Raw genomic sequence first — 14,418 nt, 5'->3', positions numbered from 1 at the left:
CCTCTTTTTCTATTAAATATGGGAATGGGAGTAAGCCCCATTCCCATGTATATTCTATATAAAATGCTCTAACGATTTTCACGTTGTCACATCTTATTCATCTTCGTCATCATCGAAGCCAGCTAACAGGTCATTAACTTTCACAATGCTTTCTGCAGCACGGTTCTTATAGTCCGCATCTGCACCTGTAAGGCTAGCATTGATAAATTCAATCACCATTGGAAGATTCATCCCTGCGTAAAGTTCGATGTCACGACCTTCCATAATCAAACGGCTTACCACGTTACATGGTGTTCCACCGAGAAGATCCGCAAAGACTAGGAAATCATCCAATCCTTCAATAGCAGCTTCAAATTTCGCAGTAAATTCTTCTGGGCCATCTTCTGGAAGAAGAGGAACTGCATGAATATTGTCTTGTGGACCCATGATCATTTCAGTGCTACCTTTCAGTTCTTCACAGAAACGACCATGACTCACCAAAATTAATGATTTAGCCATAAATTATGCGCCCATTCCAAGCAAGAATTTACCAATGAATGAAAGACCTACTGCAAGAGCGATAATGATACCGATAGCTTTAGTAGAAGTCATACCTTTCTTACCAAGCAACCAGAAGATAAAGGCAGTAAAGATTGCTGGAAGCAAACGTGGGAAGATTTGGTTCAAGATGTCTTGGAAATCAATCATCTTTTCACCGATTGGCAATTTATAAGAAACTTCAAAGTTGATCATTGTTGCTACAAGAGCACCCATCATGAAGACACCAAGTACAGATGCAGCGTCAATCAAAGCTGTCAAGGTACTTTGCATGTTGTTGATAAGGTTAACCCCTTCTTTGTAGGCAAATTCCAACTGTTTCCAACGGAAGATGTCATAAGCAACTGCAACTGCGATCCAAAGGAAGATACCCCAAGGTTGGCCAGCGATAGCCATAGTTGCTGCGACTGACCCCATGATAGCAGGTACAAGCGAACCAAAGATTGTATCTCCAAGAGGAGCAAATGGTCCCATCAAACCTGTCTTGATACCGTTAACGGCGTCTTTTGCACCCACACCATCTTTTTCTTCCATGGCAAGGTCAAAACCAGCGATAATGGTATGGAAGAATGGTGAAGTATTGAAGAATTGAGTATGAACTTTCATCATTTCTTTCAATTCAGGAGTTCCATCACCATACATTTTACGCAATTGTGGCAAGATCATGTACAGGTAACCAGAAGCTTGCATACGTTCGTAGTTCCAACCTAATTGGAAAGTAAACAAGCTACGTTTGTTGATTTGATTAAAATCTTCTTTTGTAAGTTTGTAATTAGAATTCGTCATCTTCGATTTCCCCACTTTCTGATGGTGTAGAAGGTGCTGCTACAGCTACTTTTTGGCTATTTTTGAAGTGAAGCACTGCAAGGAAAATACCTACGATAGAAATACCGATCATAGACAAACCTTTGAAGTTGTTCACGAAACCAATTTTTTCAGCAACATCTTTCGGTAGAGTGCCTACGATACCAGCAACAGCGCCACCAAGACCTGTTACATATGAGTAAAGAACAGTCAACATAGCTGTCAAACCAAATCCCATTGCAAGGTAGTGAAGGTTACGTTTAACTGGAAGGTAACGAAGCAAGATTGCAAATCCAAGACCTGGAAGCATACGTCCTGCGAGAGTCAAACCATCTGCAACCCATTGGTATTTTGTAACGAAGTCTACTACGTGTTGTACAAATTCGCCACCAAAGGCAAGGGCAAAGAAGACTGGAAGGGCACGAGATAAAGCCCAAGGAATCGCACCAAGCAAGTAGTTACGTTCAATACCTTTATAGTCAAAGCGTTCGATTGCAGCATCCACGCGGTGAGCGAAGAAAGTAGTTGTCATACGACCAAGAACGTCGAAGTATGTCAAGAGAGCTGCTACTGGCACAGCGATTGTTGTAATCGCCAGTGCTGTATCAATACCTTGTGAAACAGAGAAGGCTGTCGCAAGAACCGCACCAGAAGTTGCGTCGATACGAGAAGCACCACCGAAGGTACCAACCCCAAGAACGAACAGTTGCAAGTTACCACCTATAAGCAGACCAGTAGTCACATCTCCCATGATTAAACCAGTAATGAAACCAGCAAATACAGGGGAACCTGCAGAAGAAACGATCGTCAACTCATCACAGATTTGATAAGCTGAGTACAAAGTGAGAAGTAAAATTTGCCACCATTGTATCATAACAATGACCTCCTAAAAATTTTTTCCTATTTTAATAAGCTCAAAAAGTCTGAAATTGGATCATTTGGAACCATTTGAGCAGTAAGTTTAACACCTTTTTCTGCCAATTTGTGGAAGTCTTCCACATCCTTGTCTACTACGTTGATAGAACGTGTGATGGGGCGAGTTTCTGGCGTTTGAGACATATTCCCAACATTAAGGGTTTCAAGTGGTACACCTGCTTCTACCAAACCAAGGAAGCGGTCTGGTTTACGAGCCACGATAAAGAGACGTTGGCTATCGTATTTTCCAGCAAGAATATTGGCTGCCGCTTTTTCAATTGGCAAAATACTCAATTTTACACCTGGTGGTGTCGCAAGTTTCAAACCACTCTTTTCAACGTCGTTGTTGACAACTTCGTCATCTACAACCATAATGCGTGAAACATTTAGTTTTCCAGCCCAAAGATTGGCTACTTGTCCGTGGATCAAACGTCCATCGATACGGCATCCTACAATTGTCATAAGTTTTCCCCCTTTATGTGTTTTAGTGTAGGTTTTCGAGTTAAATGAATCTCTTCTTTATATTCACCTTCTGTTTCAAAGATGATGATGCGGTTATCACCTTCCTTGAGATAGCTATGAGGGATATAAAGCGAGAGTGTTGGGCCGACGCTCCAAAAACGTCCTAGGTTCTGCCCATTGACAAAGGCAACTCCCTTACCAAACTCAGACAAGTCTAGGTAAGCATCTTTTGGCTCTTGGACTGTAAAGTCATAAGCGTAAAAGGCTGGTTGTCCTTCTGTCCATCCTTTTGAAAAATCAATTTTCTCAGGATTATCTAGTGGGAGTGGATAGTGTTTCCAGTTTAGTAGGAAGTGCAAATCCTTACAAACCCCTGTCCGAATTCCCTTACGTTGCGTATCTGCTAAGAACTTATGTCCATAGTTGACACGCCCCATATTTTCTACCAAGATATCCAATCTAGATAGCGCTTTCTTTTCGCCTTGATAAAAAATATCTTCCCCAATCTCTGTCTGATATTGGGTTTCGACCCACTGACCATCGACATAAAGCTGAGCTCTATCTCGACCGTCAATGATACGAAGTCTTTCTTCTTCTGCATCCCAGTTTGTTTCTGTTCGATAGAGTAGGTAGCCATAACTTTGTCCCAACTCCTCCATCTTTTTAGGATAGAGGCTTTCTACAGGACTTGACAAGCTATCCAAGGTTTCAAACAAGGAAACTTTTTCAACTAGTGGAATAGCATCCAACTCCATACTCTCTTTGTAGAGTGGTTCCAACTGGGGATACTCTGGGAAATGTGTTGCCATCATCTTCTTGACTGCCAAATATTTGGCAGTTGGATTTCCTTCTTCATCCAGAAGGGCATCGTAATCATAAGATGTAACTTGTGGCAGGTCCAAAGTCCCTCGAGCTGAGCAACCATTCATGAAACCAAAGTTTGTACCACCATGGAACATGTAGAGATTGATAGAGCCTTGTTCCAAAACCTCTCGAACTGCATCTGCCAACTCTTTCGGATCCCGTGTGATAATCGGCTCTTTCCAACGATTGAACCAGCCATCCCAGAACTCCATACACATGAGCGGCCATTTCTTGCCATGTTCATCAAAGAATTCCTGCATCTGTGAAAAGTTGTACGGAGCTTTAGAACCAAAGTTTCCTGTTACAAAGAGGTCATCTTCGATCAAAGTTCCAGCTTTCAGAGTAGCTCTCCATGGACCATCTGATGTAAAGAGAGGACAGGTTACGCCACGCTCTTCCATCAACTGTCGAATGGCTCTCAGGTAAGCCTTATCCTCGCCATAAGAACCATACTCATTTTCAACCTGCATCATGAGGATATTGCCACCCTTGTCCAACAAATGTGGAACCAACCGTGCCAAGAGCTGGTCATAGTAGTGACCGACAGCCTCAATATAGGCTGGGTCTGAGGAACGAATCCTCATATCTTTGGTTAAGAGCCAAGCTGGTAAGCCACCGAATTCCCACTCCGCACAGATGAAGGGCGACGGACGAACGATAGCGTAGAGACCCAAATCTTGTGCCGTTTGGAGAAATCGCTCCAAATCCAGAGCTCCTTCAAAGTGAAACTCACCCTCACGAGGCTCGTGTAAATTCCAGGCCACATAAGTCTCTACTGTATTAAAACCAAGAGCCTTCAAGTTATAGAGCGAATGATACCAATCTTCTGGAGGAACCCTAAAATAATGAATGGCGCCAGATAAAATCTTAAATGATTTTCCATCGAGATAAAAATCATCCCGTATCTCAAATCGTGTCATATTCTTACCTTCTGACAACTAAAGTTTACGCTTTCATTTGTTGATATAGTAAATATAACTCAATATCTTACATTTGTCAATAGGTTTTCACGATTTTTTTCATTTTTACTAATTTTTACAAAAAAACTTATAAAACCTTACTATCTCAAGAAATAATTTCATCTTAATTGACATGTATAAAGATGTAAGAAATTCTATTAATTTCTATGTAAATTAACCTTATAGCCTATTATTCTAATTTTTTTATTCAAAAGGCTACTATTCTTTCCAGTTTTATGGTAAAATCTTTAACTGAGAAGGAAAATCGAGGTGAAAATATGGCAATTCCAAAGTATCAATATATTAAAGATGAGTTAAAGAACAAAATCATTTCTGGTCAATTTGCCAGTGGAGATAAATTCTACACTGAAGCTGAATTGATTGCAATGTATGATGTGAGTTCTATCACAGTTGTCCGCGCCTTAAACGACCTTGCCAAGGATGGCTATATTGTCCGTCAACAAGGAAAGGGTACATTCGTTTCACGCGCACGTAAACACAAACTCGTAGAGTTTTCAGATGTAGAAGTTTTTGAAACTAAAGATGATAAAGTTACCGTCCTTTCTATTGAGCGTGGAAACAAACTAAGCTACTTAGAAAAACTTGGACTACGCGGAGATCAGTTCTACTACAAGATTGAACGCGTACGCGAAACAGGTGGTGTTGTGTACATCTACCATACATCTTACATCCCAGAACAATACGTCAACGCAAATTATCCAAATCTTGAATATTATAGCTCTATCTATAACCGTTTCAAATTGGATTACCACATTCACATGAATGATGAACATTTTGAAGAAATCAATGAAATAGCATTTCCAACTCCAGAACATGTGGCTTCGGTCCTCGGAGTCGATGAACAATTCCCAACCGTTTTACAAACCAAGACTACTAAACTAGAGTCTACTGGTCAAGTTCTCGCTTACAGCGAAACATATAAACGAGCAGATTACTACAAAATCAAATTCATTTCATGTGACCGTGATCACTAAGAAGAAAGCCTGAGCCTTGCTTGGGCTTTTTCTATGTTTATTATATGACATTAAAAATGTATTTTCTATATGTCAATTAAGATAGACTAAATTTGTTTAAATTTTACTAAAATATAGGTCATTTTTATCAAAAGTACTTGAAGAAAAAATAAAAATCGAAGTTCTTCTACTCCTATAAATAGAGTAATCGAACTTCGATTTTATTTTAATTATCCTAAACCAAGACGTTCAAATATAGCATCCACTCGTTTAGTGTAATAAAGAGGGTTAAAGATTTCGTCGATTTCTTCTTGAGTGAGGCGAGAAGTTACCTCTGGATCTGCTTCGAGAAGTGGTTTAAAGTCTACTTGGTTGTCCCAAGAGTAAGCTGTTTTTGGTTGCACCAGGTCATAGGCTTGCTCACGGGTCATGCCTTTTTCAATCAAGGTCAACATAGCGCGTTGGCTGAAAATCAAACCAAATGTCGAGTTCATGTTGCGAATCATGTTTTCTGGGAAGACCGTCAAGTTCTTAACGATATTTCCAAAACGGTTAAGCATGTAATCAATCAAAATGGTTGTATCTGGTGTGATGATACGCTCAGCTGATGAGTGAGAGATGTCACGTTCGTGCCAAAGAGCTACGTTTTCATAAGCTGTAATCATGTGTCCACGAATAACACGCGCCAGACCTGTCATGTTTTCAGAACCGATAGGATTACGTTTGTGAGGCATTGCTGAAGACCCTTTTTGCCCTTTAGCAAAGAACTCTTCCACTTCGCGTTGCTCAGATTTTTGTAGACCACGAATCTCAGTCGCCATACGTTCGATTGAAGTCGCGATGCTGGCAAGAACCGCAAAGTACTCAGCATGAAGGTCACGAGGAAGCACCTGTGTAGAGATTTCTTGGGCACGGATACCCAATTTGTCGCAGACGTATTGCTCAACGAATGGCGGGATATTGGCAAAGTTCCCAACCGCACCAGAGATCTTACCAGCTTCCACACCAGCAGCCGCATGCTCGAAACGCTCGATATTGCGCTTCATTTCGCTGTACCAAGTCGCCAATTTAAGACCAAAAGTTGTAGGCTCAGCGTGCACACCGTGGGTACGCCCCATCATGATGGTGAACTTGTGCTCCTTAGCCTTATCAGCGATGATGTTGGTGAAATTTTCAAGGTCACGACGGATAATGTCGTTGGCCTGCTTGTAGAGGTAACCGTAGGCCGTATCCACCACGTCAGTTGATGTCAAGCCGTAATGGACCCACTTGCGCTCTTCGCCAAGCGTTTCAGAAACCGCACGCGTGAAAGCCACCACATCGTGGCGAGTCTCCTGCTCAATTTCCAAAATACGGTCGATGTCAAAGTCCGCTTTTTCGCGAATCAAAGCCACATCTTCCTTAGGGATTTCTCCCAACTCAGCCCATGCCTCGTCAGCCAAGATTTCCACCTCAAGCCAAGCACGGTATTTATTTTCTTCACTCCAAATATTCGCCATCTCAGGGCGAGAGTAACGTTCGATCATTGTTTTATTTTCCTTTCTTTTGATGTTTCACTTAAGTGAGACGAATGTCAGCAACTTCCTTCGAAATCTCATGACTAAATCTTGAGCCTAAAGTCTCAAGATAACTTTCTAAATGTTGAATAATTAGGTAATCATAGTTATTTTCAAAAATATAATTGTTGTTTTCTATTATATTTATCACAAATTACCAGTCAATACAAAGCTATGTCTATTTAATCTCACCAAATTTTCTTAAAATTTCAGAATCATTATTTTCTTTATTGATATCATCACTATAGCAGAAACTGATACTAGTGTCAGTTTCAAAATATCTAAACAAATTTGGTCGCAACAATTTGGTTTTATCTGAATTAAACTCACTTCGTTGTCCCCCGTTTGAATTTCTTTTTACACCATAACAATAAATTTTATTCGGATTCTCTGCGTCACTCTGACTTAGAGAACTTACTAAAGCTGCTTGTTCATTATCCGTTCTTTGTTCAGGAACTTTTTTTGGTACTGAATTACCTAATTGATTTGTGAATTGCTTTAGTATATCACCTAAATTATCACCATACTCAATTCCAAAAAATTCTCTTAAAATTCTAGCTTCTACGAACAATCTTTGACTATTTGCCTCAACTTGTAACTCATGGACTAAATTGTCAGCTTCTATAAAATGTAGCTTCACTGATGCGTACTTTTCAATCCTTTGCTCCCTACCAACAAATCGCTTTACAAGGACGATATACTCTACTCTTTTATAGATAAAGATAAAACTACAGATAGTCCATTGCTTTGCCACCATATCATTTTTTAAGTCTTTGAGATTTTCTAACATGATAAGATTATTCTCCTACCTTTCAATTTAAAATGTAGTCTTTTATCCAAATCTAATTCTATATATGACAGTAATTCTATTTTTTTCTGCCGTCAATAAATGCAACTACTGAAACAACTGCAGCAAGTACTGTTGCCGTTTTCCCTGCATTTTCCTTTACAAATTTAACAGGCTTATTTATAATTTTCCCAATCTTATGTACTTGGTTTCTATCCATTTTTTACTCCCTTTAATAATTCCTGACCTGAAAATTCAATTGTAATAATATCATCATCTGACAATTCAGTTGCTCCAATTTTTCCAATAAAATCAATCGGCTCAATACACCATTTTAACCGCCTTTGCTCCTCAATACTTATTTCCTGCAATTCTACCAATTTTGAGACATACTCATGGTTATCGTGTATTAAGGTCTTGATAGGTGCATAAACAGTGTCAATTAATCCATTGTTTCCTGTCACTGTGTATATTTTAGCTAGTAAATCACTTGCCTTTACAATATATGAGAATTGGTCATTTAATTCTGCAAAGCTATCTGAGACGCTCTCATTAAAATTGTTATCCAAAGCTGATTTTAATAACAATATAAAATTATTTTGGGGGATGGATAAATTTTTAGCCACAACTCCTTCAAATTCTTTTATAATAGATGCTCGCCCTTCGTTTAACTGATTAATCGCATTCAATAACAGATGCTCTTTTTGAGGATTTTCATCGCTCATTAATAAAGCTTGCTCTATTGTACTTTCTGCACCCAATATTTTGGACCGCCTATCATCTTTTTGACCTTGTTTAATATCTAAAGAAATCTGTTTTACTTCTGACAGCAATAACTCCAGTTCATCTACTTTTTGAGCTTCAACCAACCGATTTACATTTGTCATGACATTTTGTAAAGCTTCAGGATTGTCTAATACAATTTTTTCCAGTCTAGCCAATGAAACAATATCGTTATTAGTCCCTTTTGATACAAAATTTGGTAATAAAGACTCCATATCAGCCGTTTTTTGAAAATTAATATCTCCACTATTAAATTTGTTTAGCTGTTCTTGAGTAAATTTAACAACATATATTTCTTTAGGATCAATATTCTGTTTCACTTCATTATAGGAGTTAATGATCGTTGTAAAATAATTTCCAACTTTTTCAAACATCTTACTTTTATTTTGAAAAAATCTAATATCAAGTTGATTACTATTTTTCTCTTCCTCAATGAGTTTATCGTTTTTTAAAGCTAACTCTCTCATTTTGCAGCTCCTACCTTATCCCCTCCAAACCTCGTATGTCTCATTACTAAACAAGTTCACACACCCATTTTGTGGTTGTGTTTTTCTTGTTTGTCATACACCTGCAAATAAACAATTGAGATTTCTTATAATTCCCTACCAAGTATCATTACAGTTTCTACAATAAAATGCTTTTCTATCCCTCATTTTATGACAACATGGACATTCCACTAAGTCATCCTCACCTGTTGCATAAAGTGTTCGGTGCGCACACTTTGAGCAGTAGAATGTATCACCTTCATCCCACAATCTATTACTATCAGTATTACCACAGTTTGCACATTTCATAGTACTCTACCTCAATTCATTAATACTCCTAAAAACTCCACTTTTCAACACAATAGGTAAGATTCATAAATTAAAAATCTATCCCTTCCCCAAACTCATCCACACTATCTGGCACATCACTAAACAAAGTCACATGCCCCATCTTGCGGTTGTGCTTCGCTTCTATTTTACCATACATGTGGAGGTGAGCGCTTGGATTTTCTGTGACATATTTTTCAGCAGCCTCAACGTGTTGGCCGAGAACATTCAGCATAACGGCCGGCGCATGTAGTTTGATAGCTGGCAATGGCGCTCCCAGAACACCCAAGATATGGGTATCAAACTGCGAGAAATCACAGGCTTCAATAGAATAGTGCCCAGAGTTGTGTGGACGTGGGGCGATTTCGTTGACAATGATATCATCAGCTGTCGCAAACATTTCTACACAGAGAGTTCCAGACAGGTTAAGCTGTTCAGCAATCTTCACTGCCATGGCTTTTGCTTTTTCAGCTAGACTTTCTGAAATACGGGCTGGCACAATGGTTTTTGAAAGAATGTTGTTTCGGTGGATATTTTCCTGAACTGGGAAAACTGTCACATCCTTGCCATTTCCTGACACGATGACAGAAATTTCAAGGTCGAAGTTGACAAATTCTTCCAAAACACAGTCTGCTGAGTCAGCTAGCGCATAGGCTTCTGCCAAATCTGCTTCTGAGCGAATGACCTTTTGTCCATGCCCATCGTAGCCACCTGTTGCAGTCTTGAGGACATAGTTTTTAGAAAGGTCAATATCTGCCAAATCTTGGATTGAGGTCACAACCTTGTAAGGTGCTACAGTGACTTGAGCCTTGTTTGAGAGGAAGTCCTTTTCAAAAATCCGATTTTGAGAAATGCGAAGCAGGTCCGTCCCTTGTGGAAGTTGCCCATCCTTGACAACCGCATCCAATCCGTCGGCATCGACATTTTCAAACTCATAGGTGAGGACATCGCAACGCTCTGCCAGCTGACGAAGAGCATCCACATCGTTATAAGGAGCCACGATGATTTCCGCCACGCGAGAGGCAGGACAATCTGCCGCAGGATCCAGCGCTATAACCTTGTGCCCCATATAGATAGCAGAAATAGCCATCATTTGACCCAGCTGACCACCACCGATAATTCCAATTGTTTTAGATGAGCTCATTTGTCGACTCCTCTGCGATTTTTCCTTGCTCCTTTGCGAAATCTGCCAATGCTGTCGCGATAGACTGATCCTCTACTGATAGGAGACGAAGGGCAAAGAGGGCAGCGTTGGTCGCACCTGCTTCACCAATAGCCATAGTTGCGACAGGCACTCCACCTGGCATCTGGACGATAGAGTAGAGCGAGTCCACACCACTAAGGGCACGCGATTTTACGGGCACACCAATGACTGGAAGGATTGTTTTAGCTGCGACCATACCTGGCAAATGAGCTGCGCCACCTGCACCTGCGATGATGACCTTGATACCACGACTACGCGCTTCTTCGGCATGCTTGAACATGAGATCAGGTGTGCGATGGGCAGAGACAACCTTCTTTTCGTAGGCTACACCGAAGCGGTCTAGGACTTCGGCTGTTTTTTGCATGGTTACCCAATCGGATTTTGAGCCCATGATGATGGAAATTACGGGTTTCATTTCTTCTCCTTTTTCCTCTTTTTCTACAATCACCTTAGGTTGTGAGGGACGGCAGCAGCCACCAAAGGTGTCTCATGCCTAAATTGGAAGCCCAAGGTCTTCCAATTTCCCTGAACGATTGGATTATCATCCAACTGTTCTTTCACAACAGCGGTGATTTTTCTATATTAGCTCGCTAACGCTCGCAAACCATACGACCATTAACGTATTTTGTGAATTTTGATTCTTCTTTTTGATAATGGTCTTAGATGGCGGGGATGGAAGCAAACCTTCGGTTTCATTCCTAAACTTTGAGCCTAAGGTCTCAAAATTTCCTTCGACCAGAACAGATACTGTTCTGGTCTTTTCACCACGGCGATTATTATCTTACTTCGGTTCGCTTTCGCTCGCCATAACAAAATTAGTATCTGTTAATCTTTTATCGCCTTGCTTCCGATATCGGTTCGGTAGAAGAGCCCTTCTGTGTTTTGTTTGTCGAGTTGGCTGTAGATGGTGTTTTGGGCTTCTTTGACGGTGTCTGCTGTGGTAACTAGCATATAAACACGTCCACCGTTTGATAGCAGTGCTCTGCTATTTTCCGCAAACTTAGCCCCTGCATAATAGGTGATAATGTCGCCTTCTGTCTTGGCTGGCAACTTGACACCTTTTTCATAGTCTAGCGGATAACCATTGGATGCGACAACCACACCCAGAGTCACACCCTTGTCCGTCCAGGTGATGTTTGGCTCCTTGCTATCCAGAATATCTGTGATATTTTGGGCAAAATCAGAGGTCAGACGAGGCAAGATAATCTGAGTTTCAGGATCTCCAAAACGAGCGTTGAACTCGATGACCTTAGGTCCATCAGCTGTCAAGATAAGCCCTGCGTAAAGGATACCCAGATAAGGGCGACCTTCTTTAATCATCCCTTCGAGGACTGGCTTGACAATGGTGTCAACCGCTGTATCAACTACACTCTGTGGTAAGTGTGGAACTGGCGCATAGGCACCCATCCCACCAGTGTTAGGCCCCTTATCGCCATCATAGGCACGTTTGTGGTCTTGCGCTGTCGGCATGATATAGAACTTGTCGCCATTGACAAAGGCAAAGAGTGAAAATTCCTCTCCTTCAAGGAATTCCTCAATAACTACACGCGCGCCTGAGTCACCAAATTTATTGTCTAAAAGCATCTCGTGAGCGGCTTCTACTGCTTGCTCGACTGTCTCAGCAACGACAACACCTTTCCCAAGAGCCAAACCATCCGCCTTGACGACGATTGGAGCGCCTTTCTCCTCGATATAAACCTTAGCTGCCTCGAAATCTGAGAATGTGCCATAGGCTGCTGTCGGAACGCCGTATTTGACCATGATTTCCTTGGCAAAATCCTTGGACCACTCCAGCTCAGCTGCCAATCTTGTCGGACCAAAGGCTTTGAGACCAGCTGCATGGAAATCATCCACGATACCAGCTGCAAGGGCGTCATCTGGACCGATAAAGGTCCAAGCAATATCGTTGGTTTTTGCAAACTCAATCAATTCAGAATGTTCGGAAATAGAGATATTTACCAATTCCAAACCATCCAGAGTCATCCCATCATTCCCAGGAGCTACAAATACTTTTTCAACGTCTTTTGACTCAAGCAAATTCTTAGCAATCGCATGTTCACGACCACCAGAACCGACAACTAACAGCTTCATCTCTCAACCTCTTTTGCGAATTATTTACTAATATTATATCACAAACGTTCGTTTTAATCTTGTTTCACTCCGCATTTTTACGCAAAAAAGGAAAGAAACTGTTTTCTTCCCTTTAACGTTCTTAATGTCTAAAATGTCTCACTCCTGTGAAGACCATGGTCAGACCATATTTGTCAGCAGCTTCGATTGATTCCTGATCACGGACCGATCCACCTGGTTGGATGATAGCCTTAATACCTGCTTTAGCGATTTCTTCCACATTATCCGCAAATGGGAAGAAGGCATCCGAAGCAAGCACAGCGCCGTCAAGACGGTCTTTAGCTTGGTCAATAGCGATGCGAACAGAAGCCACACGGTTAGTCTGACCTGGACCAACACCCAGTGTCATGTGGTCGTTGGTTACAATGATTCCGTTGGATTTGACGTATTTAATAGCCTTCCAAGCAAACTCAAGAGCTGTCGCTTCTGTCTCAGTTGGTTGGCGTTTGGTCACCACTTGCCAATCGGCTGGGCTTTCCTTGACCACATCTTGGTTTTGCACCAGAAGTCCACCGACAACACCTGTATATTCTGCTTCCACTTCGCTAGCGTCTTGAGCATCAAATGGCAAGGCAAGGATACGCAAGTTTTTCTTTTTGTTGGTCAAAATGGCTAGCGCTTCATCCGTATAGCTTGGTGCAATGATGATTTCAAGGAATACACCATGCATCTTCTCAGCTGTCGCAGCATCCACCTCACGGTTGAGAACGACAATCCCACCAAAGATAGACACTGGATCAGACTCATAAGCGTAGTCCCAAGCAGTCTCAATGTTATCAGCCTGACCGATTCCACATGGGTTCATGTGTTTGAGAGCCACAACGGTTGGACGGTCTTTGAAGTCACGGATGATACGGATAGCAGCATCAGCGTCACGAATATTGTTGAATGACAATTCCTTACCGTTAAGCTGTTTGGCTGAAGCAATTGAGTAATCAGTCGGCAAAGCTTTCTGGTAGAAATCCGCGTCTTGTTGAGGGTTCTCACCGTAACGCATAGCTTGTTTGAGGTCATAGGTCAAAGTGAGCTTTTCAGGTTTGCTTTCTCCGACTTGAGCTGTGAAATACTCTGCAATCAAGGCGTCATAAGCCGCTGTGTGACGGAAAACCTTGGCTGCCAAACGTTGGCGAGTTTCGTAACTTGTTTCGCCGTTAGCTGCCAATTGTCCCAAAACCACAGCATAGTCAGCTGGATCTACCACAACTGTTACGCTGGCATGATTCTTCGCTGCCGAGCGAAGCATAGATGGCCCACCGATATCAATGTTTTCAACTGCATCAGCGTAAGTCACGTCTGGTTTGAGGATGGTTTCCTTAAATGGGTAAAGGTTTACCACAACAAGATCAATGAGCTCAATCTGGTTCTCCTTAGCTGCTTCCAAGTGACTATCCAAGTCACGACGAGCCAAAAGTCCCCCGTGGATATTTGGATGAAGGGTCTTGACACGGCCATCCATCATCTCTGGAAAACCAGTCACATCATCGATGGCAATAGTGTCTACCCCAGCATTGTCAAGGGCAACCTTGGTGCCACCTGTTGAGATGATGTCCCAACCAAGTTTTTTGAGTTCTTGGGCAAATTCAACAATGCCCGCTTTATCTGATACGCTGATCAAAGCTTTTTTCGTCATT

Annotated in this window: 15 protein-coding genes; 1 reads left to right on the top strand and 14 read right to left on the bottom strand. The window is 41.4% G+C overall.

The features are described from left to right. Positions 1–93 precede the first annotated feature (93 nt). Genes TZ90_RS00310 through TZ90_RS00290 form a run of 5 tightly spaced genes read right to left on the bottom strand, consistent with a single transcriptional unit; the run spans position 94 to position 4,502 of the window. The gene (locus tag TZ90_RS00310; RefSeq protein WP_045610834.1) at positions 94–498 is read right to left on the bottom strand and encodes a PTS sugar transporter subunit IIA; all 405 of its coding nucleotides are present in this window, start codon (positions 496–498) and stop codon (positions 94–96) included. A gap of 3 nt (positions 499–501) precedes the next feature. Then, positions 502–1,323 carry a PTS system mannose/fructose/sorbose family transporter subunit IID gene (locus tag TZ90_RS00305; RefSeq protein ID WP_045610832.1) on the bottom strand — a complete coding sequence of 274 codons (822 nt, stop codon included), beginning with the start codon at positions 1,321–1,323 and terminating at the stop codon, positions 502–504. Then, positions 1,310–2,215, bottom strand: a complete 906-nt coding sequence (locus tag TZ90_RS00300; protein WP_000617016.1) for a PTS mannose/fructose/sorbose/N-acetylgalactosamine transporter subunit IIC — start codon at positions 2,213–2,215, stop codon at positions 1,310–1,312. The genes TZ90_RS00305 and TZ90_RS00300 overlap by 14 nt, the downstream gene beginning before the upstream one ends. A gap of 26 nt (positions 2,216–2,241) precedes the next feature. Next, entirely contained in the window at positions 2,242–2,718 is a 477-nt protein-coding gene (locus TZ90_RS00295) for a PTS sugar transporter subunit IIB (protein ID WP_000156972.1), read from the bottom strand. Continuing rightward, on the bottom strand, positions 2,715–4,502 hold the full coding sequence (locus TZ90_RS00290) for a glycoside hydrolase family 35 protein (RefSeq protein ID WP_045610830.1): 1,788 nt from the start codon (positions 4,500–4,502) through the stop codon (positions 2,715–2,717). The genes TZ90_RS00295 and TZ90_RS00290 overlap by 4 nt, the downstream gene beginning before the upstream one ends. 317 nt (positions 4,503–4,819) lie before the next feature. Between TZ90_RS00290 and TZ90_RS00285 the strand changes: the two genes are divergently transcribed. Beyond that, positions 4,820–5,536, top strand: a complete 717-nt coding sequence (locus TZ90_RS00285; protein ID WP_045610828.1) for a GntR family transcriptional regulator — start codon at positions 4,820–4,822, stop codon at positions 5,534–5,536. Positions 5,537–5,745: 209 nt separating this feature from the next. Here TZ90_RS00285 and purB read toward each other — a convergent pair whose 3' ends face one another. The 9 genes from purB to purH form a co-directional block, all read right to left on the bottom strand. Then, positions 5,746–7,041, bottom strand: coding sequence for an adenylosuccinate lyase (purB, locus tag TZ90_RS00280; protein WP_045610827.1), 1,296 nt, complete (start codon positions 7,039–7,041; stop codon positions 5,746–5,748). 208 nt (positions 7,042–7,249) lie between these two features. Next, the gene (locus tag TZ90_RS00275) at positions 7,250–7,861 is read right to left on the bottom strand and encodes a DUF6037 family protein (RefSeq protein ID WP_045610825.1); all 612 of its coding nucleotides are present in this window, start codon (positions 7,859–7,861) and stop codon (positions 7,250–7,252) included. Between the two features lie 76 nt (positions 7,862–7,937). After that, the gene (locus TZ90_RS10325) at positions 7,938–8,078 is read right to left on the bottom strand and encodes a hypothetical protein (RefSeq protein ID WP_186822567.1); all 141 of its coding nucleotides are present in this window, start codon (positions 8,076–8,078) and stop codon (positions 7,938–7,940) included. Next, entirely contained in the window at positions 8,071–9,108 is a 1,038-nt protein-coding gene (locus TZ90_RS00270) for a hypothetical protein (RefSeq protein WP_045610823.1), read from the bottom strand. Before TZ90_RS00270 ends, TZ90_RS10325 begins: the two co-directional genes overlap by 8 nt. A 397-nt stretch (positions 9,109–9,505) precedes the next feature. Further along, positions 9,506–10,597 carry a 5-(carboxyamino)imidazole ribonucleotide synthase gene (purK, locus tag TZ90_RS00265; RefSeq protein ID WP_045610821.1) on the bottom strand — a complete coding sequence of 364 codons (1,092 nt, stop codon included), beginning with the start codon at positions 10,595–10,597 and terminating at the stop codon, positions 9,506–9,508. Further along, positions 10,584–11,072, bottom strand: coding sequence for a 5-(carboxyamino)imidazole ribonucleotide mutase (gene purE / locus TZ90_RS00260; RefSeq protein ID WP_045610819.1), 489 nt, complete (start codon positions 11,070–11,072; stop codon positions 10,584–10,586). Before purE ends, purK begins: the two co-directional genes overlap by 14 nt. Positions 11,073–11,101: 29 nt before the next feature. Next, positions 11,102–11,218 carry a phosphoribosylaminoimidazole carboxylase gene (locus tag TZ90_RS10445; RefSeq protein WP_080890690.1) on the bottom strand — a complete coding sequence of 39 codons (117 nt, stop codon included), beginning with the start codon at positions 11,216–11,218 and terminating at the stop codon, positions 11,102–11,104. Positions 11,219–11,482: 264 nt separating this feature from the next. After that, the gene (gene purD, locus TZ90_RS00255; RefSeq protein WP_045610817.1) at positions 11,483–12,748 is read right to left on the bottom strand and encodes a phosphoribosylamine--glycine ligase; all 1,266 of its coding nucleotides are present in this window, start codon (positions 12,746–12,748) and stop codon (positions 11,483–11,485) included. Positions 12,749–12,869: 121 nt separating this feature from the next. Further along, on the bottom strand, positions 12,870–14,417 hold the full coding sequence (gene purH / locus TZ90_RS00250) for a bifunctional phosphoribosylaminoimidazolecarboxamide formyltransferase/IMP cyclohydrolase (RefSeq protein WP_045610815.1): 1,548 nt from the start codon (positions 14,415–14,417) through the stop codon (positions 12,870–12,872). Position 14,418 lies beyond the last annotated feature (1 nt).

This window comes from Streptococcus mitis (assembly GCF_000960005.1).
In the GTDB taxonomy this organism is placed as follows: Bacteria; Bacillota; Bacilli; order Lactobacillales; family Streptococcaceae; genus Streptococcus; species Streptococcus mitis_CK.
The sequence above is the reverse complement of the archived record's forward strand: the minus strand, read 5'-3'. Positions and strand labels throughout refer to the sequence as shown.

What these genes read in the sequence shown, in the direction of transcription:
- TZ90_RS00310 (WP_045610834.1), bottom strand. Translation starts at nt 498, where the DNA reads ATGGCTAAATCATTAATTTTGGTGAGTCATGGTCGTTTCTGTGAAGAA.
- TZ90_RS00305 (WP_045610832.1), bottom strand. Translation starts at nt 1,323, where the DNA reads ATGACGAATTCTAATTACAAACTTACAAAAGAAGATTTTAATCAAATC.
- TZ90_RS00300 (WP_000617016.1), bottom strand. Translation starts at nt 2,215, where the DNA reads ATGATACAATGGTGGCAAATTTTACTTCTCACTTTGTACTCAGCTTAT.
- TZ90_RS00295 (WP_000156972.1), bottom strand. Translation starts at nt 2,718, where the DNA reads ATGACAATTGTAGGATGCCGTATCGATGGACGTTTGATCCACGGACAA.
- TZ90_RS00290 (WP_045610830.1), bottom strand. Translation starts at nt 4,502, where the DNA reads ATGACACGATTTGAGATACGGGATGATTTTTATCTCGATGGAAAATCA.
- TZ90_RS00285 (WP_045610828.1), top strand. Translation starts at nt 4,820, where the DNA reads ATGGCAATTCCAAAGTATCAATATATTAAAGATGAGTTAAAGAACAAA.
- purB (WP_045610827.1), bottom strand. Translation starts at nt 7,041, where the DNA reads ATGATCGAACGTTACTCTCGCCCTGAGATGGCGAATATTTGGAGTGAA.
- TZ90_RS00275 (WP_045610825.1), bottom strand. Translation starts at nt 7,861, where the DNA reads ATGTTAGAAAATCTCAAAGACTTAAAAAATGATATGGTGGCAAAGCAA.
- TZ90_RS10325 (WP_186822567.1), bottom strand. Translation starts at nt 8,078, where the DNA reads ATGGATAGAAACCAAGTACATAAGATTGGGAAAATTATAAATAAGCCT.
- TZ90_RS00270 (WP_045610823.1), bottom strand. Translation starts at nt 9,108, where the DNA reads ATGAGAGAGTTAGCTTTAAAAAACGATAAACTCATTGAGGAAGAGAAA.
- purK (WP_045610821.1), bottom strand. Translation starts at nt 10,597, where the DNA reads ATGAGCTCATCTAAAACAATTGGAATTATCGGTGGTGGTCAGCTGGGT.
- purE (WP_045610819.1), bottom strand. Translation starts at nt 11,072, where the DNA reads ATGAAACCCGTAATTTCCATCATCATGGGCTCAAAATCCGATTGGGTA.
- purD (WP_045610817.1), bottom strand. Translation starts at nt 12,748, where the DNA reads ATGAAGCTGTTAGTTGTCGGTTCTGGTGGTCGTGAACATGCGATTGCT.
- purH (WP_045610815.1), bottom strand. Translation starts at nt 14,417, where the DNA reads ATGACGAAAAAAGCTTTGATCAGCGTATCAGATAAAGCGGGCATTGTT.